This is a genomic window from Alteraurantiacibacter buctensis, assembly GCF_009827655.1.
Taxonomy (GTDB): Bacteria; Pseudomonadota; Alphaproteobacteria; order Sphingomonadales; family Sphingomonadaceae; genus Alteraurantiacibacter; species Alteraurantiacibacter buctensis.
On sequence record NZ_WTYV01000010.1, the window covers coordinates 32,109 to 59,022 of the forward strand.

Here is a 26,914-nt window from a genome sequence, read left to right on the forward strand (position 1 = left end):
CTGAATTGTGCGGACTTAGGCCCGCCTTGGCAGGATTCGTCCTTGCCGCCCCAGCGTTAGCAGAGCATGAACCGCCTTGCCATGTTCAAGCTGTTTCGCCCTGTTGCCGCCGCCCTTGCCCTCTCTCTTGCCGCCTGCGGACCTTCCGCTCCGTCCGGCCCGCCGCCGCTGGAAGGCGCGGCCATCGGTGGCCCGTTCGAGCTGGTCAACGGCGCGGGGCAGACGGTGCGCTGGAGCGATTACGACGGCAAGTGGCGCATGGTCTATTTCGGCTACACCTGGTGCCCGGACGTATGCCCGTTCGACGTGACGCGGATGATGCGCGGCTATCGCGATTGGGCGGAGCAGAACCCCGACCTGGCCGATGACGTGGTGCCGATCTTCATCACCGTGGACCCGGAGCGCGACACGCCCGAGAAGATCGCCGAATATACCTCGAAGTTCGGCCCGCAGCTGGTGGGCCTGACCGGCACGCCCGAAGCCATCAGGCAGGCCGCCGATGCCTTTGCCGTCTATTACTCGCGCGGGGACGATGATGACCAGGTGGGTTACAAGGTGGACCATTCCAACGCCGCCTACCTGATGGACCGGCAGGGCAATCCCATCGCCCTGCTGCCAGTGGACGAAAGCCACGAGGGCGTCACCGCCGTCCTCGGCGAATGGGTGCGATGAGGGACAGGTTCTGGGAGCTGCCGATCGACGCGCTCACCCGCGACGAATGGGAAGCGCTGTGCGACGGCTGCGGCCGCTGCTGCCTGCACAAGCTGGAGGACGAGGATACCGGCGAGGTGGCCGAGACCAACGTCGCCTGCCGCCTGCTCGATACCGCCACCGCGCAGTGCTCGAACTATCGCCACCGCAAGGCCTTCGTGCCCGATTGCCTGCGCCTGACGCCAGAACTGGTGCGCCGCGTGCCGTGGCTGCCGCCAAGCTGCGCCTATCGCCGCCGCGCCGATGGCGATCCGATCCCTGACTGGCACCCGCTGCTGACCGGCGATGACAAGGCGATGAAGGCCGCCGGGGCCTGCGTGGCCGGCCGCTGCATCAGCGAGGACGTGGCCGGACCGCTGGAGCACCACCTAGTCGACTGGGGGGACCGCCCGCCCCTGGGCAAGCGGCGGCGGCGATGATCGACTGGCTGCCCAGAAGTCTTGTGGGCGGCTCGGCGGCGGACCCGCAGGTAGAGGTCGATGGCCGCCTGCTGCCCGTGGCCATTCGCCGCCATGCCCGTGCCAAGCGGCTGACCATGCGCCTTGCCCCCGATGGCAGCGAGGTGCGCGTGACCATGCCCGCCTGGGGCCGCACCCGCGAAGCCGTGGACTTCGCCGCCTCGCGCCGCGAGTGGCTGGCGGCGCAACTGGCCCGCGTGCCGCAGGCCACCCCCGTCGCGCCCGGCGCCACCCTGCCCTATCGCGGGTGGGACCTGCTGGTCGACTGGCAGGTGAAGGCTCCGCGCCGCCCGGCGAAGATCGGCGAGCGGCTGGTGCTGGGCGGCCCGCAGGACAGCCTGCAACCGCGCCTGCGCCGCTGGCTGGAGGGCGAGGCGCTGGCGCTGACGGGGGCGGACCTGGCCTTCTATTGCGACCGGGCCGGATCCCCCCTGCCCGACCTGCGCCTCAGCCGGGCGGGCCGCCGCTGGGGCTCGTGCTCGGGCGCCCGCCCCGGCGCGGCGCGCTCCATCCGCATCAACTGGCGGCTGGTGATGGCACCCGACCACGTGCGCCGGTCGGTGGTGGCCCACGAGGTGGCGCACCTGACACACTTCGACCATTCGCCCCGCTTCCACGCGCTGCTGGCCGCCATCTTCGAGCATGACGTGGCCGAGGCCGATGGCTGGCTGAAGGCAAGGGGCCGGCAGCTTTATGCTCCCTTTGGCTGAGCACCCGCCCCACGCGAATTGCCTTACGCCCGCGCAATCCCTATCTCACCCGCCATGAAGCAGTTCTTCCGCGACATTTCCCCGCGCCGTGCGGTGAAGGATTTCCTTGAAGTGTGGCGCGGCGAGAACCGCCATCGCTGGCTGGTGCTGGGCGTGGCCGTGGCGCTGACCGGCAGCCTGCTGGCCCTGTTCCTGCCCGAAGGTGGCCGGGCCGATCCGCGCCCGCCGGAAATCACCTGGGTCACCACCTTCGCAGAAAGCCGCACCGCGGCTGATATCATCGCCAGCAATTGCGCCAATCAGCGCCTGAAGGACGCGCTTCAGGCCCGGATCGAGGAGCGCGAAGAACTGCGCAAGGACCTCTACGCCGCACTGGGCCGCGCCACCTTTGTCGACGTGGACGAGATGGAGGCAGAGGCCCGCGCCGAGGAAGAACGGGCCGCTGTCGAGGCCGCAGCCGCGCGGCCGGATAACCTGCCCGAAATGGCGACCATGACCGTCGAGGAATACTGCGCCCAGGCCACCCAGGGTGCCGCCGGCTGATCCGGTGACGGCGGAGGGCCTGACCAGCGAGGATCGGCGCTGGCTGGCGGCCTGCGCCGCCCTTGCCGCGCGCGCCCGCCCGCTCTCGGCCCCCAACCCCGGCGTTGCCGCGCTGGTGGTGAAGCATGGCGTGGTGCTGGGGCGCGGCTGGACCGCACCCGGCGGCCGCCCCCATGCCGAGGCCGTGGCGCTGGACCAGGCCCGCACCGCCGCAGAAGGGGCAACGCTCTATGTCACGCTGGAACCCTGCGCCCACCGTTCGCTGCGCGGCCCTGCCTGCGCCGACCTGGTGGCCGCCGCTGGCCTCGCCCGCGTGGTGATCGGCGTGCAGGATCCGGACCCGCGCACCGATGGCAGCGGGGCAGAAATCCTGCGCGCGGCGGGAATCGAAGTGGTGCTGGCCGATAGTCCCGCCTGCCGCGCCAGCCTGAAAGGCTTCCTCACCCGGCAGGCCTCGGGCCGCCCGCATGTGACGCTGAAGCTGGCGGTCAGCGCCGATGGCTTCATCGGCCCGCTCTCGGGCGAGCCGGTGGCGATCACGGGGGCCATTGCCCGCGCCCATGTCCACCGCCAGCGCGCACTCAACGAGGGGATCGTGGTCGGCAGCGGCACGCTGCGGGCCGACAACCCGCGGCTCGATGTGCGCCTGCCGGGGCTGGAAAGCCTGTCACCCGCCCGCTTCGTGCTGACGCGCGGGGAAGCGCCCGCGGGCTGGGCCGCGCTGGCCAGTCCGCAGGCGATTACGAGCCTGCTGCCGATGCAATATGTCTACGTGGAAGGCGGGGCGGCCACGGCGGCGGCGTTCCTGCAAGGCGGTCTGGTGGACGAACTGCACATCTATGCCGCCCCGCACAGCCTCGGCACGGGCATTCCCGCCTTTGGCCCGCTCGGGCCGGCGACAGGCAGCGCGCCGCCACCCGGCTTCGTGCTTGTCGACCGGCGGCAGCTTGGCGCGGATGTGCTGCTGGTCTATCAGCCGGAAGCCCATCAGCCCGGAACACTGGGGATTTAGCGCTTTATGTTTACCGGTATCGTCACCGCCATCGGCCAGATCGCCAGCGTGGAGCAGCGCGGCGACCTGCGCGTGCAGATCACCTGCCCGTGGGACCCGGCCGGGATTGCCATCGGGGCAAGCATCGCCTGTTCGGGCGTGTGCCTCACCGTGGTGCGCCGGGGCGGTGAGCCGGGGGCTGCGTGGTTTGCCGTGGATGTCAGCGCCGAGACGGTCAGCCGCACCGCCAAGGGCATGTGGGCCGAGGGCCGCGCGCTGAACCTCGAACCCTCGCTGCGGCTGGGCGACGAGCTGGGTGGCCACATCGTCACCGGCCATGTCGATGCAGTGGGCCGGGTACACGACTGGCGGCCCGAAGGCGATTCGATGCGCGCCCTGATCGCCGCGCCGCAGGGCCTTGCCCCCTATATCGCTACCAAGGGCTCGATCACGGTGGACGGCGTCTCGCTGACGGTGAATTCGGTAAAGGACCAGCCCGATGGCTCGGTGCTGTTCGGCCTCAACATCATCCCCCACACGGCGGAAGTCACCACGCTGGGCGAACTGCGCCAGGGCGGTGAGGTGAACCTGGAAATCGACGTGGTGGCGCGGTATCTCCAGCGGATGGCGAGTTTGCGGGGCTGAACTACTCCCCCTCCCGGTGGGAGGGTGTCGGAGGGCGGGTGAGTGGCCTCCGACTCCGCCTACCGTGGCACACCCTCACCCAACCCTCTCCCTCAAGGGAAAGGGCTTTTGCGCAGAAAACACTTTCCTACACGCACCAATTTAGTGCAGCCCGATTCGCGTCCACGGTGTCTGCAGCGGCGTGGATGGGCCATCCTCCGGTTCTTCGGAATGCGGAGGAAATGACCGGCGCGGGCGTCCCGGTGTTCAGCCGAACGTTCGCACCAGGCATGGCCGCCACGCGAGTGCTGCCCTCCGTCGCGTCAGTAGCTGGAGGATGGCCGCGGGCCGGCGGCAACAAATCTCGACGCGAATGAAAGTAACCTAGCTACCCAAAGCGTCGTCGAGTCCGGGCACAGAATGCGGCAACCCCGCGCCGGTCATTTGCTCCCTACCCTCCCCCGGCAGCCACAGGCGGGCCGGGGCAGCGGTGCAGGGTCAGCCCGAAACCGCCGCCAGCGCGCCCACGAACTTGTCGATGTTGTCCATCGTCAGGCCCGCCACGTTGATGCGGCCCGATCCCGCCATGTAGATGCCGTGATCGTCACGCAGCGCCTGGATCTGCTCCTTGCTCAGCGGCAGCATGGCGAACATGCCCTGCTGGCGGCCCAGCGGGGTCAGGTTCACCGCGCCGGCGTTGGAACTGGCGGCCAACTTCTGGCGCACCTGGTTGATGCGCGCGCGCATCGAGGTCAGCTCGTCCAGCCACATCTTGGTCAGGTCGGGATCGGCCAGCGCCAGGCGCACGGCGGCAGCGCCGTGATCAGGCGGCATCGACCAGCTTGCGCGGGCCAGCGTGTGGCCGTTCGAAAGTGCCTTCACCGTCTCGTCCGCGCTGGCGGTCAGCACGTAGAGCGCGCCCACGCGGTCACGATAGAGGCCGAAATTCTTGTCGCAGCTATAGGCCACCAGCGCCTCGGGCAGGCGGGCCACCACGGCCCGCGCGCCATAGGCGTCCTCGTCCATCCCCGCGCCCAGGCCCTGGTAGGCCAGGTCCACGATCGGCAGCACGCCGGTCTCGGCCAGCAGGTCCACGATCCGGTCCCACTGCTCAGGCGTGTAATCGATGCCGGTGGGGTTGTGGCAGCAGCCGTGCAGCAGCACCGCATCGCTGGGGCCGGCGGCCTTCAGCGCCGCTTCCAGCGCATCCAGGTTGGCGCTGCCATCGGCGGCGGCGTGCGGGAAGCTGACCAGCTCCACCCCGCAATCGTCCATGATCTGCGCGTGGTTGGGCCAGCTTGGCGTGCCCATGATCACGCGGGTTACGCCCGCGCGCTTGGCCACGGCGATCGCCAGGCGCACCGCCCCGGTGCCGCCGGGGGTCTGCATCCCGTCGATCCGCCCGCCCAGCGAGGGGTCTTCCCCACCGAACACGTGCGGCATCAGCGCATGGACAAAGCCCATGTCGCCTTCCGGGCCCAGGTAGGCCTTGGTCGGCTGCTCATCGACCAGCTTCTGCTCCGCCGCCTTGATGCAGGCGAACACCGGCGTGCCGCCATCGGCGGTGCGGTACACGCCCACGCCCAGGTCGATCTTGTCGGCCCGGGGATCGGCGTCATAGAGCTTGATCAGCGCCAGCAGCGCATCGGCGGGTTGTTGGGCGAGGTTGTTCAGCATAGCGGCGCGGTCCATGCCGCTGCCGGGGCGCTATCGCAAGTGCGAATTACGCCCTTACGCAATGGTCAGGGCGCATTTCCCGAAGCGATCAGAACGGCAGCCAGCGCTGCTTGTGGGAAAAGCGCATATACCCCGCGTTCACGCCCAGCCGCAGGCCCGCGCCCACGCGGATCGGAATCAGCACGGTGTTGCCCTTCCTGAGGTAGCTGGCGGTGAACCCGCCCACCAGATAGGCCTGCCCCTCGCCCGCCGGATAGCGCTCGTACAGTTCCTCGGTATCGTCGAGATTGTAGACCAGCACGAAGGTGTTGCCGGCATTGGCCCCGGCATCGAGGCCGATCGACGGGCCGGTCCAGTAGACCGGCCTGTTGCCCTCCACCCGGTGATAGAGGGTGCCCGAACCATAGCGCACGCCGAAGATGAAGGCGCCGCCGCCCTCGCGGCCCACGATATAGGCATTGGGTTCACCCTGTTCCTTCAGGATGTCCTGGATCAGCCGGGCCAGCCCTTCGGCCCCGCGGCCGAACAGGCCCTCGGCGGCGCCGATCAGGTCATCCTCGGCATAGGTGGTGCCCGGCTGGCCGGTGGCGGTGGGTGCCGCAGCGGGAGCAGCCGGGGCCGCCGGCATCTCCGCCGGGGCGGGATAGGTTTCCACCGAGGGTTCGGCATAGGCTTCCGACACCGCCGGATAGCGCTCGCTCGGCTGCGCCGTGCCATAGCTGGTGCCCGCCGTGGCCTGCGCCGCAGACTGCGACAGGTCGGCATCGATCGCCGCGCTGGGATCGACCGTTTCGAGCGACTGCGCCGCAACCGGAGCAGCAACCACCGCCAGCGCCAGCGCGCCCAGGGCCGGCAGGCCGGCGCGGCACAGATCGGCAATACGGATCAACATGGTCATTTCCCTTCCCGCCAGTCACGGCTTTCCGCCGGTCAGAAGAATCCTTTTCGGCTGAAGCGGCAATGAACGCGCGGCGATCCGAGTCCGATTTGCGGCGAATCGAATCCGCCGCACGGCCAACCCGTGGAAAACCCGCAGCCCGCCGCTTTTTGCATTTCCGGCCGCAAAGGCACCCGCGCCCCCCTTGCCCCGCATGGCCGGCCCCGTTATAGGCCGCCGCTTCCGGAGACGTGGGTGAGTGGCTGAAACCAGTTCCCTGCTAAGGAACCATACTCCTATCGGGGTATCGAGGGTTCGAATCCCTCCGTCTCCGCCACCTATGCCATCCCAAGACATCCCAGAAAGTCCCTGAAACCCGCAGAAATCTGCGGTTTTTAGCTCTTGCATCGGGAATGTCTGTTCTTATTTTGTTCCAGTCACTCCCACAATTTCTACCACACATTGTGGGAGCAATTGTGGGAGCGGAATGAGGATGGATGGCTATGGGAAAACTTACCGCTGCACAGGTCCGAAATCTCAAGACGCCCGGGCGCTACATGGATGGCGACGGGCTCGCACTCGTGATTACAGCGCCGCAGAAGGGCTATTGGGTCCTTCGGGCAACAGTTAACGGCCGGCGCCGGGATATCGGCCTGGGTTCGCTTGACCTCGTAAAGCTTGCCGAAGCCCGCGAAGCAGCGATCGATATGCGTCGTGACATACAACGAGGCCTTGACCCTGTTGCGGAACGCAAGCGTCAGAAGATTGAAATCCTAACCTTCAAGGCTGCGGCCAAGAAAGTTCATGCCGAACAGACGGCAAGCTGGAAAAATGGCAAGCACCAGGATCAGTGGTTGAACACGCTTGAGTCCTACGCATTCCCCAAGTTAGGCGACCGACTCGTCAACGATATCGAAGGCCCGCTCATTCGTGAGGTGCTTGTCGGTATCTGGCTTTCGAAGCCGGAAACTGCGCGGCGGGTCAAACAGCGAATCGGAGTGGTTCTCGATTGGGCTTATGCAAACGGCATGCGATTGACAGAAGCGCCTATGCGCTCACTAAATCGAGCATTGCCGCGTCAACCCAAGAAGGACGGGCACTTCGCCGCCATGCCCTACGAAGACGTTCCGGCTTTCATCCAGCATCTCCGCAAACGAATCAGCGTCACGCGTTTGGCACTGGAATTCCTTATATTGACTGCTGCCAGGTCAGGTGAGGTGCGTGGCGCGAAATGGTCCGAGATCGATCTTGAAAGCAAGTTGTGGACGGTGCCCGCAGACCGCATGAAAGTCGGAAAGAAGCACACTGTCCCGTTAACGGCTGCGGCGATCAACGTACTCGAGCGAGCGCGTCCCTTCTATGCCGAATGCAGCGACTTGGTATTCCCCGGGCGCAATGTCCTGCGCCCGCTGTCCGACATGACACTGCTCAAGGTGATGCGATGCGCCGCGTTGCCGTTCACGGTGCATGGCTTTCGCTCTGCGTTTCGTGACTGGGCTGCAGAACGGTCAAGCTTCCCCGGCGAGGTGGCTGAGGCAGCACTCGCGCACACGGTCGCCAACAGGGTTGAGGCCGCATATCGACGCACTGACTACCTCGACAAGCGTAAGTTGCTCATGAAAGACTGGGCGGATTTTGTGATGCCGGGGTGAGCATCTTCCAAGCTTTTTCGTTTCGCAGAGCCCTCTGCAGCCGATCCGCCATCGCCAGGCCAACAGCAACCAGTCCGCCTGCTTAACAGGGCGGTGTTCAGCCCTAGCAATGTCGAGCTGCACAAATTCCGGTTCTGAACTTTGTTCGCCGCACTTCGCTGGCTGGAAAGCCCCTTCCCAGCAAGGGAAGAGGCTTCGCCAGTGTGCGTGGGCGGCTCATAGATTATGGGCACCGCCAGCAAATCCGAGAGCAGCGAGACCCATCCACACCGCCATGGCGATCATCATCAGGTTTTCGGTGAGAGAGATGAAGCCGAGGGGGACGTTGCTCGAGCCGCCGACGCAGGCGCACTTTAAATCTCGCTTATCGACATAGACAGCCTTGAAGACCGACAGGGCACCAATCGTTCCGATGAATAACGCAATCGGAACTGACAGCCAGGTCAGCGTCCCGGAGATCATCAGCACTCCAGCAATTCCTTCTGCGAACGGATAAATATAGCTGTAAGGCACCCAGCGCTTTGCGAGTATGTCGTAATTCAGGAACATGGTCGCGAAGCTCTCAATATTCTGCAGCTTCAACAGCGCCAGCACGACCATCGAGAAGCCGATGAACCACTCGACCGCAAGCGGCGTCAGCGCACTCCCCGTGACCGCGTGGCTCGCCGCCAGCGCAGTTAACCCGGTCATCGAGAACAATGCGAGGACCGGCCGGTAGCTTGTCGCCTTGGGGTCAGCCACTTGCTTGCCGAGGAACTGCCGGAGATCATCATGGCCGCCGATCCGCTTGCCCCCGATGAACACCTGGGGCGTCGTAGCGACACCGTGCTCCGCTTTGAACGCCTCCGTCTCCTCACGCGTGGTAAGGTGGTGATCTTCGACTTCGTACTCTGCACGTTTCAGCAGGTGCACGGCCTTCAGCCCGTATGGGCAGGTATGTTTCGGCATCTCCATGCGGTAGATTACCGCCCTTCTAGTGCCTATCGTAATATTGTTCATGTCCGACATTTTGGGACTCCTTGTCATCATGTCGGGCCTGATATAGGTTCCGTACTATGGTACAGAGTCAAGGTGTCAAATCGCTCGCGGTTGGCCAGCTTGCGGCCAGTGGGAACGTGGGCGTGGAGACGATCCGTTTCTACCAACGTCAAGGTCTGCTGGAGATTCCGACCCGGGAGAGCGGAATAAGGCGTTACGGCCTCCAAGATGTGCGCCGACTACGCTTCATCAAACAGGCGCAGGCCGCTGGCTTCACACTCGAACAGATCAGGGAACTGCTGGAGCTGGATGCCGGCGAGGACCGCAGTCGCGCCCGCGACCTCGCGATGTCCCGCGTCGAGTCCCTGGACGCGAAAATTGCCCAGCTCATCTTGGCCCGCGACTCGCTCCTGAGGCTCGCGAAGGAATGCAGGGCAGGAGGTAAGGGGCCCTGCCCAATTTTGGCATCCTTTGAAATTTGATCAGCAGCCCACTGCGTCGCGGCAATTCCTTAAAGCAACGTCGGGACCCGTTCAGGCCAACTCGGTGACCCTATGAAGTTAATATCTCTAAGCGCGGTTCACAGCCGGGTTTCGCTGCGGGTGCTCCAGGTGAAGTGCGACGATGCCACAGATAATCCACCTTGATCATGCAAGGCGCGAACTGCTGGGCGGTTGGTTCCGGCTCGTCCATATCGATCATATGGCAGACGCTTGCTGACATATCATATGCCAATTCTCTTTTAGTCCGCCCGGGCCTAACTTTCTTGAAAGATCATTGAGACGCTTTGCTTGGCAGAATTGGAGCAATCAGTCGCCTGTGCTTCCCTTTGAACCAAGCAGCGATTGCCTTGCCAGTGTCAAAGTCAGGATCGGAACGATGATCCACATGACAATTGGCACCAGGCCGATGGTGGCAAAAGTCGGCATTGAACTGGAGTACTTCCAGCCCCAATCGGTGGTCGCTGCAAAATACTCGATCGCGATGGTAACCGTTAAGCCGATGCCAAGATAGATCAGAATGGCGCGTACATGCCATCGCCGTAGCCATAAGGCATTTGCAGACAATTTTGCCGTAGTCCAATAAGCAAATACCATAATGCCTGCATCGCCGAGTGTGGCGAAAAGGCAGTTTTTGATTATCTCCCACGCCGAGAGATTCTCTGTGCTGTAAAAGAACGGCATCTGAAGAATTTCCCAGAGAAACGCCAAGAAGAAGCCGTGGATGAGAATCCAAGTTTCCGGTTTTTCCAAGTGGCGCCGCATATACCCTGACCTCAAATCTACGGCTTCGCTGGTCTGAAGGCCCTAGTCACGACATTCACTCTTGCTCGTGCTCAATGGTTTTCCGCGCCAGAAACATCCATTCGGCGGCGAAAACTACCAGGATGCCGAGTACGGCATAGGCCACAATCATGGGGTCGCTGCGTAACTTCAGCATTGTGAAGGCTGCCAAGATCACCGCGTCAGCGACCAATGCTGCCAGCAGAATTGATGCTTTCGCGCCGATCTCGGTCCGCAAGTGGCGGAACACACCCCAGTGAACGAGCATATCCATCACCAGATAGAAAAACGCGCCCAACGAGGCGATACGTGACAAGTCGAATAATACGGCCAGCGCCCCTGCCACCACAACTGTATAGACCAGCATATGGCTGCGCATGCTGCCGCTCATACCAAAATGGCTATGCGGAATCATCTTCATCTTAGTTAGCATCTCGAGCATGCGCGACACGGCAAAGACGCTTGCGATGACGCCGGACATGGTCGCAGCCAGAGCGATGATGATCGTGAAATAAAACCCGATTTGGCCGAGCGCGGGTCTGGCTGCCGCAGCCAGTGAATAATCCCGTGCTTCCACGATCTGGCCGATCGTCAGGCTCGAACCGACAGCCAGTGAGACAAGCAGGTAGGTCACAACGCAGATGCCGATCGAATAGACGATTGTGCGCCCGACGTTGCGGTGCGGATCGACGATGTCGCCGCCACTATTGGTGATCGTGGTGAACCCCTTGAAGGCAAGGATGGAGAAGGCCACCGACGCGAGGAACGATCCTCCGCTCGTCATCGACACATCCTGGGCAAAGGCGCCCGAGAACAAGCCGCTCGCCCAGATAGCTGCCACGGCAAAAATGGCGATGCCACCAATCTTGATCGCTGACATGACCAGCGAAAATCCGCTGACCGAGCGATTGCCCGCGGCGTTGACCAGATAGGCGAATATAATCAAGGCCAGGGCCAGCGCGGACAGCAGCAATCCATTCTGCTCCATGCCAAACGGCCGCAGCGCGTATGTGGCAAAGGTTCGCGCCACCAGGCTCTCGTTGATGACCATCGACAGGGCCATGAGCAGCGACGCGGACGCGGCCACCACTCCTGGCCCATATGCCTTTTGCAGGATCATCGCGATCCCGCCGGAGGACGGCCACGCATTGGACATCTTGATATAGCTGTATGCCGCGAGAGCCGTAACCAGCGCCCCGGCGACGAATGAGAGAGGAAACAACGGCCCTGCCAGCTCGGCAATCTGGCCGGTCAGCGCGAAGATGCCCGCACCGATCATCACCCCGGTGCCCATGGCGATCCCGCCATAGAGGCTTATCGTCCCTTTGCCCTCCTGTTTCTTGTCCTGATTGCCATCTGCCACATGACCCGCGTGCCGGGCCTCGGTCATACCTTGGCGCTCCGCAGCCGCAGCGAGTTGAGCACCACCGAAATTGACGAAGCGCTCATCGCGAAGGCGGCGAACATCGGGCTGATAAGGATGCCGAAGAAGGGAAATAGCACCCCTGCTGCAATAGGCACCCCGGCTGTATTGTAAATCAGCGCGAAGAACAGGTTCTGTCGGATATTGCTCATTGTGGCACGGGCCAGCCGCCGCGCGCGCACGATGCCGTCGAGATTTCCTTTGACCAGCGTTATACCCGCGCTCTCGATGGCAACGTCAGCCCCGGTGCCCATGGCGATGCCGACATCGGCCTGGGCCAAAGCCGGGGCATCATTCACACCGTCGCCCGCCATGGCCACTTTCGCGCCTTCTGCCTGCAGCTCACGGATGATCCGCGCCTTGTCCTCAGGCAGGACATCGGCGCGGATCTCATCAATGCCGAGGCGCGCGGCGACAGCCTTGGCGGTGCGCTCATTATCGCCAGTTGCCATGATGATCCGCAAACCGAGCGCATGCAGTTCCTTGAGCGCGGCCGGGGTGGTTTCCTTGACCGGATCGGCGACGCTGACCAGGCCCGCCACCTTGCCGCCGAGCATCACGAACATCACGGTCTCGCCATCGTCACGCCGGGCATTGGCCTTGTCCGTCAGCGCCTCTGCCTCCAGCCCCAGATCGCGGACCAATGCGATATTGCCCAGCGCCACTGCCTGGCCGCCAACTGTGCCTTTCACGCCTTTGCCGGTAATCGCCTCGAAGTCGCTCGCCTCGTCTATTGCCACACCGCGCTCTTCGGCCCCGCGCACGATGGCTTCCGCCAGCGGATGTTCCGACCCGCGTTCGAGCGAAGCGGCCAGGCGCAGAACTTCGGCCTCGTCAAAGCCGACTTCGGGCATCACCGCGACCAGGCGCGGCTTGCCTTCGGTCAAGGTGCCGGTCTTGTCGACGATCAGCGTGTCGATCTTCTCGAAACGCTCGAGCGCCTCGGCATTCTTGATCAGCACGCCGACCTGTGCGCCGCGTCCGGTGGCGGTCATGATCGACATTGGCGTCGCCAGACCAAGCGCACAGGGGCAAGCGATGATGAGCACCGCTACCGCCGCCACCAGTGCGTAGGACAGCGCCGGCGCCGGTCCCCAGATTGCCCAACCGACGAAGGCGAGCATGGCGATACCAATCACGACCGGGACGAACACGCCCGCAACCTTGTCGGCATATTTCTGAATCGGCGCGCGCGATCGCTGGGCTGCTGCCACCATGCCGACAATCTGCGCCAGCATGGTTTCGGAACCGACCCGGGTGGCTTCGATTATCAGGGAGCCGGTGCCGTTGATTGTCGCTCCGGTCACGGAATCGCCCGCGACTTTTTCCACCGGTACAGGCTCGCCACTGATCATGCTTTCATCGACCGACGAGCGGCCGTCTCGCACGACCCCATCAACCGGCACCTTGTCACCGGGACGAACCCGCAGCCGGTCTCCGACGACAACATCTTCGAGCGCAATTTCTTCCTCGGAACCGTCCGCCCTGATGATCCGCGCACTTTTCGCCGCCAGATCGAGCAGGGCGCGGATCGCCTTGCCCGTGCCCTCGCGCGCCCGCAACTCCATCACCTGACCGAGCAGGACGAGCGTCACAATTACTGCGGCAGCTTCGAAATAGACGCCGACATTGCCATCGGCATCCCGGAAGCCATCAGGGAATATTTGGGGCGCTATGATTGCCACCACACTGAACAGCCAGGCAGCCATCACTCCCATGCCAATCAGCGAAAACATGTTGAGGTTCATGGTCCGGAACGAGTTCCAGGCGCGCACAAGGAACGGCAAGCCACACCACAGCACTACCGGAGTCCCCAACGCAAATTCGATCCACAGCGTCGTGCGCTCGCCAATCGCTTCGCGAATTCCAAGGCCAAGATACGGCCCCATGGTCAGGATCAGCAGCGGGATCGTGAGCACGGTTCCGACCCAGAACCGCCGGTTAAAATCGACCAGCTCGGGATTGGGTCCGTCTTCGGCCATTCCGGCGGATTCCAGCTCCAGACCCATGCCGCAGATCGGGCATGAGCCCATCCTGGTCTGCCGGACCTGCGGATGCATCGGACAGGTATATACCGTCCCGTCATAACCTACCGGCACACGATCATATTCTCCGGTTTCAGGGCCTTCCTGCTGATGTCCGTGTTCGCCGTGGCAGCACGCGTGCTCGCCCGATGCCTTGTCAGCCTCGCTTTGCAGGACCAGATTCATGCCACATTTGGGGCATTTGCCTGGTTTGTCCTGCTGAATTTCAGGATGCATCGGACAAGTATAGATGCTCATGATTTGTGACCTTCGCCAAATAGGAAATAGAGCGGCACGCCAAGCAGCGCGAGTACCACCGGCGCGATGACAGGCTCTGCTCTTTGGGGTGCGGACGGCTTGTGTTCTCAATCTTCACCGACGTTAACGCGTGGCAGCCGATTACGGGTATCTCGCAAAGACAGCCTGCCCCTCGGCTCCGAACGCTATCACGGCATAGGGCTGGACGTTGCCGCCTGCCTCCATGCCTGGCGATCCCATTGGCATACCCGGAACAGCAAGGCCGGTTACTCCTTCCGGCCGCTCGCGCAGCAACCTGACAATTGCTTCGGCAGGAACATGGCCTTCGATGACATAGCCGTCCACAACCATTGTGTGGCATGAGCGCAGCTCTTGCGGCACGCCGTTCTCGGCCTTGACCTTGGCCATATCCGGGCTGTCGACCGTCGTAACTTCGGCCTCCATGCTCTGCTCAATATGCGCGGCCCAGGCTTCGCAGCAGCCGCACTCAGGATCGCGGAACATGGTGTAAGTGACTGCTTGCGCCACATTCGAACATGCCGCGATCAGAGCAACAAGAATGGTAGCGGAGGAATTGAATGCAAATCGTCGAAAGCTATCCCTCGTCATTTCGAAGCTCCTTATCGTCATTCACTATTGCCAAAAAAATAGGGTGTCATTGTTATACACCGAACGAATGGCTCAACGCCCGGCCGGGGCTATACCGGAATGAACGAGGGTAAAGGCACCCTCAATATCAGTTACGTGCTGGCCAGCCCCGTCCCTCAAAATAATTGAGGGATCGGATGGAATTGTGCGTAATGGTGACGAGGAGCCATCTTGATGACCATGCAAATCAAGCCCGATTTTGACTCATCGTTCGCGGCACTGGCCATGGCGGCAGAAACTGCCCCTTCGGAAGGGTTTCTTTACGGTATCTGGCAAAGAGCCGGTCAACTTCAGGAACGGGCTAACCGGCGCCAGCGACTTGCGCTGTTTTGCGGCCTGTTCGTTATCGGCCTAGGTGCAGGTTTCGGAACCAACGGGACCGGCGTTGTGGCCAATCCGGCTTCGTTGCAGATTTCCTCGGCGGATCGTTTGTCTCCGTCAGCATTGCTGCACGTCGCGCCATGAAGCCCGCGAATTATCAGATCATCATTGCGATATTGCTTGCAGGCCTTGCGGGGTTCCTGGGAGCGGTTGCCGCCGACAGGTGGAGGCAGCAATCGGCCTCTGGCGGCTTGCATGACTTCGTCCACCATGAACTCCAGCTATCCACCGCGCAGGATGCGAGCCTGGAAGAACTCGAAGAGTCATTCGCAGCGGAGAATGCGCGGCTCGAGCTTGCCTTGCGCGGAGCCAATGGACAACTTGCTCAGGCGATGGTCCAGGAGCATGAATATGGTCCCGAAGTCGCAGCAGCCATCGATCAGGTTCATGGCCGCATGGGGGACATGCAAAAAGCTACGGTGCAACATGTGTTTGCCATGCGGGGCATTCTCAATCCTGAACAGCAGCGCGAATTTGACCGGCAGGTTTCCGCCGCCTTGACCCACGATCCACGCGAATGATGGAGAATGTCGAAGGACAATGCCAATTCTGACCGGATTCTGGTCGAACGCGTCAGAGCAGGTGATCAATCTGCCTTCGGACAGCTCATCGCGCCGCACAGCGCGCGGCTGCTAACGCTCGCTGTGCGAATGCTGGGTTCCAGCGCCGAGGCTGAGGAAGCGATCCAGGATGCTCTTGCTTCTGTATGGATTGCCCGAAACAGGCTGGATCCGGTGCAAGCAGTCGGCCCGTATCTGACCACGGTGACTCTCAACAAGTGCAGGGACCGACTCCGGCGCCGCAAATTGGCCAGCCTGATTGGGCTCACTCCCATCCTAGATGGGTGGGACATCCCTGATATGATGCCTGACCCTGAAACAGCTGCAATCAGCCGGGATTCGCTCGCGAGATTGCGTCTCGGAATAGAGCGGTTGCCCATTCGATTGCGCGAAGCGCTAGTGCTAGTCGCAATTGACGGGCGGAGCCTGCTGGAAGCAGCCGAACTGCTGGAGATTTCCGAAAAGGCCGTGGAAACACGCGTCTACCGTGCTCGAAAAATACTAAGGGAAAAATTCGCACATTTTGAGGGCTGAACGGTTCGCGTGCGTAATAGCAGCATGGATCAAAGAGACCGAAAGCCGCCAATGCCGATCCTAAATCGCAGGAATTTCCTGGGCACGAGTGCTGGCGTGTTCGGAATGGCTGGACTGGCAGCGAGCATGCCTGCTTGGGCGCAGGGGCACAGCATGCATAGTGGCAGCCTGCCGCGCGGCAACGCGTTGATCCCAGCAGGCTTTGACGAGGTATCGGGCGAGGAGATCAATCTCTCCATCGGCAGTGGGCACCGTATTGTCGAAGGGCGGCGCGGCCCCGGCGTAGCGGTCAATGGCAGCGTACCCGGCCCGCTGATCCGCCTGACCGAGGGGCAGAATGTCCGCCTCAATGTCACCAACACGCTGGACGTGGACAGCTCGATCCACTGGCACGGCCTGCTGCTGCCGTTCCAGTTTGACGGGGTGCCGGGCATCAGCTTTCCCGGCATCAGGCCCGGCGAAACCTTCGCTTACGAATTTCCGATCCGGCAATCGGGCACCTATTGGTATCACAGCCACTCGGGCTTGCAGGAACAATCGGGCCATTACGGACCGATGATCATCGAGCCGCGCGGCGGCGACCCGGTAAGTGTGGACCGCGACTATATTCTGCTCATCAGCGATTTCACCACGCTCGATCCGCATTTCATTATGAACCGGCTGCGCACCGGCGGCGGATATTTCAATCGCCAGCAGACCACCTGGACCGACGATTACCCTATGTCGGGCGAGGAGCGGCGGATGTGGGCCGAGATGCGGATGATGCCGACCGACATCGCCGATATCGGCGCTCCAACCTATACTTTCCTCGCTAACGGACGCGGTCCAACCGAAGGGATGGAGTATCTGTTCCGTGCAGGCGAACGCATCCGGCTGCGGATCATCAACGGCTCGGCGCAAAGCTTCTTCAATGTCCGTATCCCCGGCCTTCCCATGAGCGTGATAGCAACCGATGGGCAGGCGGTTCGCCCGGTCGAAGTGGACGAGTTCCAGATCGGCACCGCCGAAACCTATGATGTGATCGTCCAGCCGGGCGCGGCGCTGGCTTACAGCATCGTGGCAGAATCGATGGATCGTTCGGGCATGGCGCTGGCCACGCTGGCCAGCGCGCCGGGTGCGCGTGCAGCCGTCCCGGCGCTGCGTGATCCGCCGCTGCTGACGATGGCCGACATGGGCATGGACCATGGCGGCGGGGGCACGGATCATGCGGCGATGGGCCACGGCAGCGCTGCTGCAGCGTCGGGCGAGAGCGATGGAGGCAGCATGGCGGGCATGAACATGCGCGACACTTCGCTGTTGCCGCCCGATGTAGAGATCGGTCCGGGCATCGACATGGTCGCCATGACTCCGGTCGACAAGATGGGTGACCCCGGCCTCGGCCTGCGCGACGTGGAGCATCGCGTGCTCAATTACCGGATGCTGGTGGCGCGCGACGCCAATACTGACACGCGCGAGCCTTCACGGCTGCTCGAACTGCATCTGACCGGCAATATGGAACGCTATATGTGGTCGTTCGACGGGCGCATGTATTCCGCTGTCACCGATGTGCCGATCCACTTTGCCTGGAACGAGCGGGTGCGGGTGAAGCTGATTAACAACACGATGATGGCCCATCCCATCCATCTGCACGGGATGTTCTTCGAGATGGTCAATGGGCAGTCGGCGGCGCTGCAACCGCGGAAGAACACGATGGTCGTGCAGCCGGGGGCCAGTGCCCAATTCGATCTGACTGCAAACGAGCCGGGCGACTGGGCATTCCACTGCCACCTTCTCTACCACATGCATGGCGGGATGATGCAGGCTGTCACCGTCGCCGGACCGGAGGCCGCGGCATGATGCGCCTGCACACCGCTAGTCTGCCGTTGCTCGGGCTGGCCTTGTTGGCTGCTCCGGCAGCGGCACAGGATCACTCTGCGCATCAGGCTCAGGCCGCCCCAGCGCCCACGCCAGCGCCCACGCCCACGCCAGCGCCTGCGGACCCTCATGCCGGGCATGCCATGCCCATGGCCGACCCACCGCCGGGCCACCCGGAGGCGATGGAGGGCATGGACCATAGCACGATGGACCATTCAGCAGCCGCGTCGCCGTCGCCGGGACCGGAAATGGAAACACCGCCGCCGCCCGAAGCCGGGATTGGCCCGCCGCGCGCCGCCGACGCGATCTGGGGCGCCGATGCCATGCGCGCTTCGCGCGGGGACCTGCGGCATCATGGCGATTTTCCGCTATTCTGGTTTCAGGCCGATCGCGCCGAGTTTCAGGCCCGCGAGGGTGCGGACGGCTATCTGTGGGACGTTCAGGGGTATTACGGCGGACCCACCAGCCGGTTCTGGTTCAAGAGCGAGGGTGAAGGCAGCTTCGGCGAACGCATTGAGGATGCAGAAATCCAGGCGCTCTTTTCGCGGGCAATCGGGCCATTTTTCGATCTTCAGGCAGGCGTCCGGCAAGACCTTGCTGGGCCCGAAACAACTCATGCCGTTCTGGGTATTCAGGGGTTGGCTCCGTACATGTTTGAGGTCGACGCTGCGGTATTCCTGTCGCACCGGGGCGACCTGACCGCGCGGTTCGAAGCCGAACTGGATCAGCGGATCACCCAGCGGCTGATCCTTCAGCCGCGTGCCGAATTCAATCTGGCGGCGCAGGACGTGCCGCAACTTGGCATTGGCGCGGGGCTGGACACGGTCGAGGTCGGCATCCGCCTGCGCTACGAAATTATCCGCGAATTCGCGCCCTATATCGGCATCGAACAAAGCTGGCGGGTCGCCAACAGCGCCGATTATGCGCGCGCGGCTGGCGAAGATCCCAGTGTCACCAATTTCGTTGCAGGTATTCGTTTCTGGTTCTGAAGAAGGAAATAATCATGCATTTTCGTTCAATTATGGCCGCCATTGCCATCAGCCTGACCACCCTCGCCATGCCAACTGTCGCAACGGCTCATACCCGCGTGGTCGCCTCCACTCCCGCGCAAGGGGCAACGGTAGCGCGCCCGCGCGTTGTAACGCTCACCTTCAACGAAGCCTTACTGCCGCCGACAACCGCCACGTCAATCGTCATGACCGCGATGCCGGGCATGGCGAACCATACCCCGACCGCAATTCGCAATTTCACAACTGCGTGGTCAAACGGCAACAAGACGGTCAGTCTAACACTCCGGCAACCGCTGCGCGCCGGGTCTTACGAAGTTCGCTGGCAGGCTGCCGGGGCGGACGGGCACCGCATGAACGGCACCGTCAGCTTTACGGTCAGTTGAACAGTCCGTGGAGGGTTTGCTGCAACCCGGACTGCGATTTCTCCACTATGCTTTGCTCATGGGCCTGTTCGGTCTGCTGGCATTCCGTAACTTTGGATTGCGGAAGATCGGGTTAGGGTCAAGCGCTGGCCGGAGCCACGCTCTTCTTGTCGCTGCGGTAATCGCTCCGCTGGTGTCACTTGCACTGATGCTGGACGGCATTGCAACGATGATGGGGCAATCGGTGGGAATGCTCGACTGGGCAACCATCGAAGCGATCACGATGTCGACCAGCATGGGCTGGGCCTTCATCGCACGCATGGCACTGATGACATCCGCATTGCTGGCAATCGTTCTCATGCCATCATCACGCGGAATATCAACGTCAGTTGTATTTTACGGCCTTGCCCTGCTGACCCTGGGATGGAGCGGTCATGCGGCCGCAACCGAAGGTTGGCTGGGGCTTGGCCACCGGTTTAATAATGGGCTGCATCTGCTGGCCGCAGCGATTTGGATCGGAGCCATCGGTTGGTTCCTTCATTTGACTCTCGCGGCGCATCGAAATCCGGACAGCCATACGCTCGTGCCATTGCTTGGGGCTATGCACCGCTTCGCGCCGCTGGGTATTGCCCTGGTCGCGATCGTGGCCGCAACCGGGCTGATTAACGCGCAACTGATTTTCGGGCTGGGCAACAGCGCCGAGGCTCTCGGCACCGCTTACGGCTGGCTGCTGATCGCTAAACTCGCTTTGGTCGCTGCCATGCTTTTGTGCGCCGCGCGCAACGCTGCGATTAGCAGAAACGAGTCCCGAACGGCCGATATGGAATCCAACAGCCGCGCGAAAGCTTTGGCTTCATTGCGCGGCAGCCTGGCAACCGAGATGTCGCTGGCCATTGGCGTTTTGGCGCTCGTCGCCTTTGTTGGAATGGCATCGCCGATGGGCTGACAAACTGGCTAGCCCGGGAATGAGAGCGAACCTGAGCCCTGGTGCGAGCGCTGCGGCGGTGGACCCGCCGACTTGCCAGAGCTCTCTCCTGTTCATTCCGTTCAAGTAAAATGCCTATGTCCGAAAATACTCGCGGGCAAAAAAAAGGAAATGGAAATGAAACATATGATTATCGCAACGGCACTCGCCGCTTGTCTCGCCGCTTCACCCGCTTTGGCGCAGCAGGAGCAACACCAGCACGGGGCGGCTTCTGCCGAAACCGGGCAGCCTGATCAGGGTGCTGGGATGACGATGGGCTCCGACGCGATGCAGCAGCACAGGCAAAATATGGAGGAAATGCGCACGCTTATGCAACAAGCCCATGCTGCTACCGATCCCGCTGAACGCCAGCGCTTGATGGGCGAGCACCACCAGCTGATGCAGGCACGGATGGCCAGTATGATGCAAAGCCACAACTCCGCCATGATGCAGGCGTGTCAGGAGCAGATGGCGATGATGCACGACATGATGGGTCAGATGGCCGCACATCACGAAATGATGCCGTCAAATCAGTAAACGCGAATTCGGGCGGCCACCGGTGGCGTGCCGGGGTCGCCCGCTTCATGGTTTAATGAAAGGATTCTCGAATGGGTCAAGATCAAAACGGTGCGCTGTCGCGGTGGGACGATGAGGGCGGTGCGACCCCGTGCGGACCTCAGGAGAACCTCGCGGCGGCATGCGATGAATGGGACATTCCAGCGCCTTCGAAGGCCGAACTGATCCAATTGCGCATTCGGGTAATTGCCCTGGAAAACGTCGTATTGAGCCTTCTGTCCGCTGCTTCTGACAAGCAGCTTGAACTGGTTGCGGAGATGGCGGAGCTTATCAAACCGCGACCAGATGCCCGACAGCATTCCCTGACAATCCATGCGGCGACACAAATGACCCAGCTTGTAGAGCGATCCAGGCATTTTCGTTCCTGAATCCGGTGCATGGATCAACAGGATGGGCTCAAACGAAAACTGGACGACACGGCGATGGCTGATGTCCGGTCCGGTTCAACGGCGATAAGGCGAACTGATATGAATATCGGCCGTGAGCCAAGCATTGTTGCCCTGCGAGCGAACGCAGCGTGTTTTTGCATCACTCTTGACCGGGAAGAGCTTGCGCAAAAATTAGATGCCGAGACCGGCTCCGACGGGTTTGGCATCCGACTGACCGCTTCTCACCCCTATCTGTTTGCAAACTCGCCTGTCTTTCTAGCAACCGAGACCATGACCGCGATGAAGACGGTTGTCGCGGCAGTTGAGACGGCTGCCGCGCTTCCGCCGTTTCGTGCCGCTGTGCTCGAGTGGGCACCTGCCATCGCAGCTGCGGACTTCGGCCCGGTAGGCGCGTTGATGGGCTACGACTTTCACCTGACCGAAGCAGGTCCTGTTCTGATCGAGGTCAATACCAATGCCGGCGGCGCGTTCCTTAACGCCGCGCTCGCCAGCGCACAGCGCGCCTGCTGTTTCGAGACGGCTACGGCCCCCTATCCCGATGATGCCGTACAGGATTTTGAGCTTGGCATCGTCGCCATGTTTACTAGCGAGTGGCATCGTCAGCGCCGCGTCGGAAAACCGGCAGTCATCGCGATTGTCGACGACGAGCCTCATGCACAATATCTTTACCCAGAGTTTCTGCTCGTCAAGGCGGTGCTCGAACGGCACGGCATACGAGCCTTGGTTGTCGACCCCAAGGCACTGACAGGGTCCGCTGCCGGACTGTCGTTTGACGGGCTTCATGTTGATCTGGTCTATAACCGGCTGGTCGACTTCGCGTTTGAGGAGCCCGATCATGCAGGCTTGCGAAGCGCTTATCTGCAAGATCTGGTCGTCGTCACGCCAAACCCCCATGTCCATGCGCTGTATGCCGACAAGCGCAATCTTTCACTATTGTCCGATGCAGAGCTTCTCACCCGATGGGGCCTTCCCTTAGACGCGGTGAAAGTTCTCGAGGTCGCCATTCCGCGGACAGTACTCGTCAGCATGGAGAATGCAGACGCGCTTTGGGCCGATCGCCGCAATCTCTTCTTCAAACCCGCCCGGGGCTACGGCAGCAAGGCGGCCTATAGCGGGGCAAAGCTGACACGGAGCGTCTGGGAGCACATCACTGCCGGAGACTATATCGCGCAAACCTTTGCGCCTCCAAGCATCCGACGTATCGAGCGCGATGGCGAGGTGCTGGATTTGAAGGCAGATTTCAGGCTGTATACCTACGATGGAGCGGTCCTTCTGACGGCGGCGCGATTGTACCGGGGACAGACAACCAACATGCGCACACCGGGCGGCGGATTTGCCCCGGTGCTGGAGATCGCACTTTAAGGACAGGGTGTCCGTCATCAGAACATTCGGCGTAGATAAGCGGAGTGCGGGCCTCGTCTGTGTATTGATGCTAAGCGGCGGGCTTGGGGCGTTGCAAGCGACGATGCTCGCTGTACTGTGAAGCATGCCGGTCGTGCCAAAAGCGGCCATTCCGACCACGGCGAGCATTACCGAAGCGCGGGTGATGCGGGGCGTCTATACCGCCCCCTTCACCGGCATTCACGGCTGGTTTTGGCAGAAGCGTTCGATGAACAAAGTCTCGTTGTGGCTCGAAGGCAGCGGCGGGATGACCTCCTCGATGATTTTCAATGCGGCAGGAGAATCCGATCGTCCGTTGCAGGACGTGGAGAACGGCGTTGAAGGCAGCGCAGCGGGCCATGCGATGCAAAGCTCCGGGCAAGCCTCAGGGCAGGAGGCCGAATCATGTAAAGTGGGTGAATGAATACAGCGCCACCGCCGATTGTTGTACATTCTTTGCTGACCTGCGCGTGCCTATGCGCTACTGAACAGCAAGCGCGACCAGCATTCTGTGCTCTCTCCGGATGCATTTCCACCGGTTCGCGCACGCCGTCATTGTTTCGGCCAGCTTGGATGGAGCTCGTCGATCATGAACGCGTGGCCAGCCTTTCCTCCGGCGTGTTCGGTCACGAGATGCTGGTGGTCGGCAGGGAGGTCATCGTGGCCGTGTTCGACCGCTTCCTGATCGGCGGCAGGCCAGATCAGCAACGCAATGGCGGTGCCCACCAAGGCGATGACCGCGCTAACGCCGAACGCTGCGCCAAACCCGAATATTGCGCCGATCTGCCCCGCCAACGGATAGGCAATCAACCAGCAAACATGACTGAGGGCGAATTGCGCTGCGAACAGCGCCGGGCGAGCACCGCTGCCCGAGGAACGCCTAAGCAGCCTGCCCCCGGGCGTTACCGTGGCGGAATAGCCGATGCCGAGCAGGACCCATCCGCCGACCATGAAGCCCCAATATCCGGGCGCTGTATACACCTGCCACGATGCCGTCAGCATGGCAAGGACCGCTACCAGCAAGCTCGCGCCCGCCAGCATCATCACGCGATCCGAAATGCGCCCAAGCAGACGGGGTAGCGACAACGCGCAGAGCATTGAACCGCCGCCGAATGCCGCCAGCGTAATCGCGACCTCGCGCTGACCCAGCCCGAGCGCGCTCTGCACCAACACAGGCGTGTTGACGATCACCATCGCGCTGGCGGCGGCTGCGGCCAGGGTTATCGCCAGCAAGCCGCGCAAGCGCGGCGTCTTGAGGTAAATGCGCGTGCCCAGGGTGGTCCGTGCGTATATTCCGCCAATCGAAGCAGTCGCCTGCGACCGGGGCAGCACCACCGACAGCACCATGAGCGCCGATACCGCAAAGCCGACGCTGGTGCCGGCGAACAGCCAGTGGAAGTTGATCAGGGTCAGCAACACCGCCGCCAACATCGGGCTGAGCAGGCTTTCCAGATCATAGGCCAGCCGCGAGAGCGACAGGGCGCTGGTGTAATCCTTTTCGTCGTGCAGGATGTCAGGAATGGTCGCCTGAAAGGTCGGGGTGAAACCAGCCGATGCCGATTGCAGCACCAAGATCAGCACGTAGATTTGCCAGATCTGGTCCACAAACGGCAAAGCCAGCGCCACCAGCGTGCGCACCACGTCCATCGCGACCAGAAACGCGCGCCGGGGCAGGCGCGAGGCATAGGCCCCTACAACGGGCGCAACGCCGATAAAGGCGATCATCTTGATAGCCATCGCTGTGCCCAGCACCGCGCCGCTGTTCGCGCCCGCCAGATCGTAGGCCAACAGACCAAGCGCAACCGTCGCCAGCCCTGTGCCGACAAGCGCGATGACCTGGGCCAGGAACAGATGGCGATAGGTGCGATTGGCCAAAACCGAGAGCATGGCTACTCCACTTCCATTATGGGAATTGCCTCGGGAATTAGCCAAGCGCGGCCGTGACCCCCATTAGACAACCCGCTTGACCTCGCCATAAGCCCCTTGGGTGCGAAGTGTGATCGTGACAGGAGCTCCGGAACGGTTGCGCCAGAACCAGCCGTGGCTGCCGTCGAACGCGGCGACAAGTTCGCCTTGTTCACCGGTCGATTGCTGGCCTTTGCCGTATCCATGATACGAGATGCCCGGCCCGTCGGCATGGGTGTCGTAATTGACGTGTCCGCCATCGACCGACCAGGCGAAGGTGATCCGTGTGCCTTCGTTAGCAGTTAGCTTGATTTCCGCTCCTTCTCCCGGTGCGAGCGTGAGACTAGTGGTGTCGCTGCGGCCAGCGGCTTCGGCAGGGGCTTGGGACCCGACCACGGCCTGTGCCGCCGGTTGGGATGTGGCTAGTGCGGTTGCACCGGCCGTTGCCGCAGGGTTAGCGGCTGCGTCCAGAGCAGCTTCCTTTGCAAGCTGCTGTTTGATCTCGCCCATCTCGGTCAAGCCAATCGCGCGACCGATCCCGGTGGGATCAATCGCATATTCGGACGGCAGGACCACTGTGACAAGGATTGCAGTCGAGGCCGCCAGCGCAATGCCGGTAGCGCCAAGTAGTTGCCGTGTGGTGGGCAGGTCTTCGAGACGGGGCCGTTGGGCGTTGAACATGATTGAAGCTCCTGTCTTGATCAAGTGACGGCGAGGCCGACGAGCTGGTAGCCGACCAGTACGAAGCCGGCCGCCATAAGGATGGTGTTTGCGGCAAAGGCGTGCCGCATGAAGCTGGATGTCCGGCGCCAGAAGCCCATCACGATCAGGATCGCGCCGAGCGCGAGCAATTGCCCGATCTCAACGCCGATATTGAACGCAATCAGATTGGGTATCAGGCCATCAGGCGCGATCTGAAACTCGATGATCTTTGTGGCTAGACCAAAGCCGTGAAAGAAGCCGAAGAGCAGCGTGGCCACTTTGGTATTCGGCTGCACGCCGAACCAGCGCTGGAATGCCCCCAGATTGTCGAGCGCCTTGTACACCACAGACAGGCCGATGATGGCGTCGATGATATAGGCATTGGCACTGATCCCGGTCAGCACCCCGAACAGCATGGTGGTGGAATGGCCGATGGCGAACAGCGTGACATAAATGCCGATGTCCTTCATCCGATAAAGGAAGAAGATCACGCCGAACAGGAACAGCAAATGGTCGTATCCGGTGACCATATGTTTGGCCCCCAGATAGACGAACGGGAAGAACAGCACGCCGCTGCTTTCCTGGATATAGCCCTTGTCCCCTTCGGCCACATTGTGGGCAAATGCCTCGACCGATCCGAGCATGAGCAAGGCAATCGCAACCAGCGTTACGCACGACCATGTCCTGACGGCGTGAGAACGATTTAACCAACTGGAAGTCATGGCGTTCATCCAATCTGCGTTTCTGCGGGATCGCGGCGAAAGCGCGACAGCCAACTGCGCGAAGGCTTGTCACTGGCCGACTGCCCTCCTTCGTCCCGCCCGGTGTAGAGCATCCGATACAGCGCAGGCAGCACGATCAATGTCAGGATCGTCGAGGAAATGATCCCCCCGATCACCGCCGTGGCCAACGGTCGCTGAACCTCTGAGCCGGCGCCAACATTGAACGCCATCGGGACGAAGCCCAGTGAGGCGACCAGAGCTGTCATCATCACCGGGCGCAAGCGGGTCAGTGCGCCTTCCCGGATCGCCTCGTCCAGTTCGCTGCCCCGCTCACGCAGATCGCGGATGAATGAGAGCATCACCACCCCGTTGAGCACCGCCACACCCGACAGGGCAATGAACCCGATGCCCGCCGAGATCGACAGCGGAATGCCCCGCATCGCAAGGGCAGCCACGCCGCCGGTCAAGGCGAGCGGCACACCGGAAAACACGATGGCAGCATCCTTGACCGAGCGGAACAGAGTGAACAGCAGGGCAAAAATCAGCAGCAGCGCCATCGGCACCACGATCTGCAACCGGGTCGCGGCGGACTGGAGTTGTTCATGATCTGCCCCCTTCTGAGTGGCCCAATTTCTATTTTAGAATTGGCCAGTCAGGAGGAATGGAATGGCGAGGAAACACAAGCCGGAGGAGATTATCGGCAAGCTGCGTGAAGCCG

The 26,914-nt window shown here is 62.2% G+C and carries 29 protein-coding genes, 1 tRNA gene and 1 pseudogene; 20 read left to right on the forward strand and 11 right to left on the reverse strand.

Annotated features, from left to right (window positions below; genetic code table 11):
• The first annotated feature begins 66 nt into the window (after window positions 1–66).
• The 6 genes from GRI99_RS17775 to GRI99_RS17800 are packed head-to-tail and all read left to right on the forward strand — an operon-like array spanning window position 67 to window position 4,058.
• Complete coding sequence (locus GRI99_RS17775) at window positions 67–672, forward strand: SCO family protein (RefSeq protein WP_160773410.1); 606 nt, start codon at window positions 67–69, stop codon at window positions 670–672.
• The gene (locus GRI99_RS17780; RefSeq protein ID WP_160773411.1) at window positions 660–1,130 is read left to right on the forward strand and encodes a YcgN family cysteine cluster protein; all 471 of its coding nucleotides are present in this window, start codon (window positions 660–662) and stop codon (window positions 1,128–1,130) included. Before GRI99_RS17775 ends, GRI99_RS17780 begins: the two co-directional genes overlap by 13 nt.
• Window positions 1,127–1,879 carry a M48 family metallopeptidase gene (locus tag GRI99_RS17785; protein WP_160773412.1) on the forward strand — a complete coding sequence of 251 codons (753 nt, stop codon included), beginning with the start codon at window positions 1,127–1,129 and terminating at the stop codon, window positions 1,877–1,879. Before GRI99_RS17780 ends, GRI99_RS17785 begins: the two co-directional genes overlap by 4 nt.
• A gap of 54 nt (window positions 1,880–1,933) precedes the next feature.
• Entirely contained in the window at window positions 1,934–2,422 is a 489-nt protein-coding gene (locus GRI99_RS17790) for a hypothetical protein (protein ID WP_160773413.1), read from the forward strand.
• Entirely contained in the window at window positions 2,409–3,434 is a 1,026-nt protein-coding gene (gene ribD / locus GRI99_RS17795; RefSeq protein WP_337192955.1) for a bifunctional diaminohydroxyphosphoribosylaminopyrimidine deaminase/5-amino-6-(5-phosphoribosylamino)uracil reductase RibD, read from the forward strand. Before GRI99_RS17790 ends, ribD begins: the two co-directional genes overlap by 14 nt.
• Window positions 3,435–3,440: 6 nt before the next feature.
• Window positions 3,441–4,058, forward strand: coding sequence for a riboflavin synthase (locus GRI99_RS17800; RefSeq protein WP_160773414.1), 618 nt, complete (start codon window positions 3,441–3,443; stop codon window positions 4,056–4,058).
• Between the two features lie 477 nt (window positions 4,059–4,535).
• Here GRI99_RS17800 and GRI99_RS17805 read toward each other — a convergent pair whose 3' ends face one another.
• Entirely contained in the window at window positions 4,536–5,714 is a 1,179-nt protein-coding gene (locus GRI99_RS17805) for an amino acid aminotransferase (protein WP_160773435.1), read from the reverse strand.
• An 88-nt stretch (window positions 5,715–5,802) separates the two neighbouring features.
• Complete coding sequence (locus GRI99_RS17810; protein WP_160773415.1) at window positions 5,803–6,612, reverse strand: DUF1134 domain-containing protein; 810 nt, start codon at window positions 6,610–6,612, stop codon at window positions 5,803–5,805.
• A 224-nt stretch (window positions 6,613–6,836) separates the two neighbouring features.
• Here GRI99_RS17810 and GRI99_RS17815 point away from each other — a divergent pair.
• Window positions 6,837–6,928, forward strand: a tRNA-Ser gene (locus tag GRI99_RS17815).
• Between the two features lie 166 nt (window positions 6,929–7,094).
• Entirely contained in the window at window positions 7,095–8,243 is a 1,149-nt protein-coding gene (locus GRI99_RS17820; RefSeq protein WP_160773416.1) for a tyrosine-type recombinase/integrase, read from the forward strand.
• Window positions 8,244–8,459: 216 nt separating this feature from the next.
• Here the strand turns inward: GRI99_RS17820 and GRI99_RS17825 are convergent, their stop codons facing one another.
• Window positions 8,460–9,251 (reverse strand): MauE/DoxX family redox-associated membrane protein, encoded by a 792-nt coding sequence (locus GRI99_RS17825; protein ID WP_237438450.1) that lies wholly within the window; start codon window positions 9,249–9,251, stop codon window positions 8,460–8,462.
• A gap of 47 nt (window positions 9,252–9,298) precedes the next feature.
• Here GRI99_RS17825 and GRI99_RS17830 point away from each other — a divergent pair, with 47 nt between their 5' ends.
• On the forward strand, window positions 9,299–9,703 hold the full coding sequence (locus GRI99_RS17830) for a MerR family transcriptional regulator (RefSeq protein ID WP_160773417.1): 405 nt from the start codon (window positions 9,299–9,301) through the stop codon (window positions 9,701–9,703).
• Window positions 9,704–10,030: 327 nt separating this feature from the next.
• Here the strand turns inward: GRI99_RS17830 and GRI99_RS17835 are convergent, their stop codons facing one another.
• From GRI99_RS17835 to GRI99_RS17850, 4 genes are all read right to left on the reverse strand, one after another.
• Window positions 10,031–10,486, reverse strand: coding sequence for a hypothetical protein (locus GRI99_RS17835; protein ID WP_160773418.1), 456 nt, complete (start codon window positions 10,484–10,486; stop codon window positions 10,031–10,033).
• 55 nt (window positions 10,487–10,541) lie between these two features.
• Complete coding sequence (locus tag GRI99_RS17840) at window positions 10,542–11,798, reverse strand: APC family permease (RefSeq protein ID WP_237438455.1); 1,257 nt, start codon at window positions 11,796–11,798, stop codon at window positions 10,542–10,544.
• Window positions 11,799–11,890: 92 nt separating this feature from the next.
• Window positions 11,891–14,209, reverse strand: coding sequence for a copper-transporting P-type ATPase (locus GRI99_RS17845; protein WP_202393173.1), 2,319 nt, complete (start codon window positions 14,207–14,209; stop codon window positions 11,891–11,893).
• Window positions 14,210–14,350: 141 nt separating this feature from the next.
• Entirely contained in the window at window positions 14,351–14,818 is a 468-nt protein-coding gene (locus GRI99_RS17850) for a DUF411 domain-containing protein (RefSeq protein ID WP_160773420.1), read from the reverse strand.
• 213 nt (window positions 14,819–15,031) lie between these two features.
• Here GRI99_RS17850 and GRI99_RS17855 point away from each other — a divergent pair, with 213 nt between their 5' ends.
• The 11 genes from GRI99_RS17855 to GRI99_RS17905 all read left to right on the forward strand — a co-directional run bounded on the left by GRI99_RS17855 (window position 15,032) and on the right by GRI99_RS17905 (window position 23,291).
• A complete protein-coding gene (locus tag GRI99_RS17855; RefSeq protein ID WP_160773421.1) occupies window positions 15,032–15,322 on the forward strand; it encodes a hypothetical protein in 291 nt (96 codons plus the stop codon).
• Window positions 15,319–15,759, forward strand: coding sequence for a Spy/CpxP family protein refolding chaperone (locus tag GRI99_RS17860; protein ID WP_160773422.1), 441 nt, complete (start codon window positions 15,319–15,321; stop codon window positions 15,757–15,759). The genes GRI99_RS17855 and GRI99_RS17860 overlap by 4 nt, the downstream gene beginning before the upstream one ends.
• A gap of 6 nt (window positions 15,760–15,765) precedes the next feature.
• Complete coding sequence (locus GRI99_RS17865; protein WP_160773423.1) at window positions 15,766–16,332, forward strand: RNA polymerase sigma factor; 567 nt, start codon at window positions 15,766–15,768, stop codon at window positions 16,330–16,332.
• Between the two features lie 51 nt (window positions 16,333–16,383).
• Window positions 16,384–18,168, forward strand: coding sequence for a copper resistance system multicopper oxidase (locus GRI99_RS17870; RefSeq protein WP_160773438.1), 1,785 nt, complete (start codon window positions 16,384–16,386; stop codon window positions 18,166–18,168).
• Window positions 18,168–19,175 (forward strand): copper resistance protein B, encoded by a 1,008-nt coding sequence (locus GRI99_RS17875; RefSeq protein WP_439098446.1) that lies wholly within the window; start codon window positions 18,168–18,170, stop codon window positions 19,173–19,175. The genes GRI99_RS17870 and GRI99_RS17875 overlap by 1 nt, the downstream gene beginning before the upstream one ends.
• Window positions 19,176–19,207: 32 nt before the next feature.
• Window positions 19,208–19,579 (forward strand): copper resistance protein CopC, encoded by a 372-nt coding sequence (locus GRI99_RS17880; protein ID WP_237438451.1) that lies wholly within the window; start codon window positions 19,208–19,210, stop codon window positions 19,577–19,579.
• Window positions 19,580–19,586: 7 nt separating this feature from the next.
• Window positions 19,587–20,504, forward strand: coding sequence for a CopD family protein (locus GRI99_RS17885; RefSeq protein ID WP_500676327.1), 918 nt, complete (start codon window positions 19,587–19,589; stop codon window positions 20,502–20,504).
• A 156-nt stretch (window positions 20,505–20,660) separates the two neighbouring features.
• The gene (locus tag GRI99_RS17890) at window positions 20,661–21,059 is read left to right on the forward strand and encodes a hypothetical protein (RefSeq protein ID WP_237438452.1); all 399 of its coding nucleotides are present in this window, start codon (window positions 20,661–20,663) and stop codon (window positions 21,057–21,059) included.
• A 71-nt stretch (window positions 21,060–21,130) separates the two neighbouring features.
• Window positions 21,131–21,466 carry a hypothetical protein gene (locus GRI99_RS17895; protein ID WP_160773427.1) on the forward strand — a complete coding sequence of 112 codons (336 nt, stop codon included), beginning with the start codon at window positions 21,131–21,133 and terminating at the stop codon, window positions 21,464–21,466.
• A 9-nt stretch (window positions 21,467–21,475) separates the two neighbouring features.
• A complete protein-coding gene (locus tag GRI99_RS17900) occupies window positions 21,476–22,849 on the forward strand; it encodes a hypothetical protein (RefSeq protein WP_237438453.1) in 1,374 nt (457 codons plus the stop codon).
• A gap of 124 nt (window positions 22,850–22,973) precedes the next feature.
• Window positions 22,974–23,291, forward strand: a complete 318-nt coding sequence (locus tag GRI99_RS17905) for a hypothetical protein (RefSeq protein WP_160773428.1) — start codon at window positions 22,974–22,976, stop codon at window positions 23,289–23,291.
• Between the two features lie 128 nt (window positions 23,292–23,419).
• Here GRI99_RS17905 and GRI99_RS17910 read toward each other — a convergent pair whose 3' ends face one another.
• The 4 genes and pseudogenes from GRI99_RS17910 to GRI99_RS17925 all read right to left on the reverse strand — a co-directional run.
• Window positions 23,420–24,754 carry an MFS transporter gene (locus GRI99_RS17910; protein ID WP_160773429.1) on the reverse strand — a complete coding sequence of 445 codons (1,335 nt, stop codon included), beginning with the start codon at window positions 24,752–24,754 and terminating at the stop codon, window positions 23,420–23,422.
• 63 nt (window positions 24,755–24,817) lie between these two features.
• Window positions 24,818–25,453, reverse strand: coding sequence for a transmembrane anchor protein (locus tag GRI99_RS17915; protein ID WP_160773430.1), 636 nt, complete (start codon window positions 25,451–25,453; stop codon window positions 24,818–24,820).
• Between the two features lie 20 nt (window positions 25,454–25,473).
• Complete coding sequence (locus GRI99_RS17920; protein WP_202393181.1) at window positions 25,474–26,118, reverse strand: HupE/UreJ family protein; 645 nt, start codon at window positions 26,116–26,118, stop codon at window positions 25,474–25,476.
• 83 nt (window positions 26,119–26,201) lie between these two features.
• Window positions 26,202–26,810 (reverse strand): annotated as a pseudogene (locus GRI99_RS17925) (efflux RND transporter permease subunit); the annotation flags it as partial.
• Between the last annotated feature and the right edge of the window lie 104 nt (window positions 26,811–26,914).

What these genes read in the sequence shown, in the direction of transcription:
- GRI99_RS17775 (WP_160773410.1), top strand. Translation starts at nt 67, where the DNA reads ATGAACCGCCTTGCCATGTTCAAGCTGTTTCGCCCTGTTGCCGCCGCC.
- GRI99_RS17780 (WP_160773411.1), top strand. Translation starts at nt 660, where the DNA reads ATGGGTGCGATGAGGGACAGGTTCTGGGAGCTGCCGATCGACGCGCTC.
- GRI99_RS17785 (WP_160773412.1), top strand. Translation starts at nt 1,127, where the DNA reads ATGATCGACTGGCTGCCCAGAAGTCTTGTGGGCGGCTCGGCGGCGGAC.
- GRI99_RS17790 (WP_160773413.1), top strand. Translation starts at nt 1,934, where the DNA reads ATGAAGCAGTTCTTCCGCGACATTTCCCCGCGCCGTGCGGTGAAGGAT.
- GRI99_RS17800 (WP_160773414.1), top strand. Translation starts at nt 3,441, where the DNA reads ATGTTTACCGGTATCGTCACCGCCATCGGCCAGATCGCCAGCGTGGAG.
- GRI99_RS17805 (WP_160773435.1), bottom strand. Translation starts at nt 5,714, where the DNA reads ATGCTGAACAACCTCGCCCAACAACCCGCCGATGCGCTGCTGGCGCTG.
- GRI99_RS17810 (WP_160773415.1), bottom strand. Translation starts at nt 6,612, where the DNA reads ATGACCATGTTGATCCGTATTGCCGATCTGTGCCGCGCCGGCCTGCCG.
- GRI99_RS17820 (WP_160773416.1), top strand. Translation starts at nt 7,095, where the DNA reads ATGGGAAAACTTACCGCTGCACAGGTCCGAAATCTCAAGACGCCCGGG.
- GRI99_RS17825 (WP_237438450.1), bottom strand. Translation starts at nt 9,251, where the DNA reads ATGTCGGACATGAACAATATTACGATAGGCACTAGAAGGGCGGTAATC.
- GRI99_RS17830 (WP_160773417.1), top strand. Translation starts at nt 9,299, where the DNA reads ATGGTACAGAGTCAAGGTGTCAAATCGCTCGCGGTTGGCCAGCTTGCG.
- GRI99_RS17835 (WP_160773418.1), bottom strand. Translation starts at nt 10,486, where the DNA reads ATGCGGCGCCACTTGGAAAAACCGGAAACTTGGATTCTCATCCACGGC.
- GRI99_RS17840 (WP_237438455.1), bottom strand. Translation starts at nt 11,798, where the DNA reads ATGGGCACCGGGGTGATGATCGGTGCGGGCATCTTCGCGCTGACCGGC.
- GRI99_RS17845 (WP_202393173.1), bottom strand. Translation starts at nt 14,209, where the DNA reads ATGAGCATCTATACTTGTCCGATGCATCCTGAAATTCAGCAGGACAAA.
- GRI99_RS17850 (WP_160773420.1), bottom strand. Translation starts at nt 14,818, where the DNA reads ATGACGAGGGATAGCTTTCGACGATTTGCATTCAATTCCTCCGCTACC.
- GRI99_RS17855 (WP_160773421.1), top strand. Translation starts at nt 15,032, where the DNA reads ATGACCATGCAAATCAAGCCCGATTTTGACTCATCGTTCGCGGCACTG.
- GRI99_RS17860 (WP_160773422.1), top strand. Translation starts at nt 15,319, where the DNA reads ATGAAGCCCGCGAATTATCAGATCATCATTGCGATATTGCTTGCAGGC.
- GRI99_RS17865 (WP_160773423.1), top strand. Translation starts at nt 15,766, where the DNA reads ATGTCGAAGGACAATGCCAATTCTGACCGGATTCTGGTCGAACGCGTC.
- GRI99_RS17870 (WP_160773438.1), top strand. Translation starts at nt 16,384, where the DNA reads ATGCCGATCCTAAATCGCAGGAATTTCCTGGGCACGAGTGCTGGCGTG.
- GRI99_RS17875 (WP_439098446.1), top strand. Translation starts at nt 18,168, where the DNA reads ATGCGCCTGCACACCGCTAGTCTGCCGTTGCTCGGGCTGGCCTTGTTG.
- GRI99_RS17880 (WP_237438451.1), top strand. Translation starts at nt 19,208, where the DNA reads ATGGCCGCCATTGCCATCAGCCTGACCACCCTCGCCATGCCAACTGTC.
- GRI99_RS17890 (WP_237438452.1), top strand. Translation starts at nt 20,661, where the DNA reads ATGAAACATATGATTATCGCAACGGCACTCGCCGCTTGTCTCGCCGCT.
- GRI99_RS17895 (WP_160773427.1), top strand. Translation starts at nt 21,131, where the DNA reads ATGGGTCAAGATCAAAACGGTGCGCTGTCGCGGTGGGACGATGAGGGC.
- GRI99_RS17900 (WP_237438453.1), top strand. Translation starts at nt 21,476, where the DNA reads ATGGATCAACAGGATGGGCTCAAACGAAAACTGGACGACACGGCGATG.
- GRI99_RS17905 (WP_160773428.1), top strand. Translation starts at nt 22,974, where the DNA reads ATGCCGGTCGTGCCAAAAGCGGCCATTCCGACCACGGCGAGCATTACC.
- GRI99_RS17910 (WP_160773429.1), bottom strand. Translation starts at nt 24,754, where the DNA reads ATGCTCTCGGTTTTGGCCAATCGCACCTATCGCCATCTGTTCCTGGCC.
- GRI99_RS17915 (WP_160773430.1), bottom strand. Translation starts at nt 25,453, where the DNA reads ATGTTCAACGCCCAACGGCCCCGTCTCGAAGACCTGCCCACCACACGG.
- GRI99_RS17920 (WP_202393181.1), bottom strand. Translation starts at nt 26,118, where the DNA reads ATGCTCGGATCGGTCGAGGCATTTGCCCACAATGTGGCCGAAGGGGAC.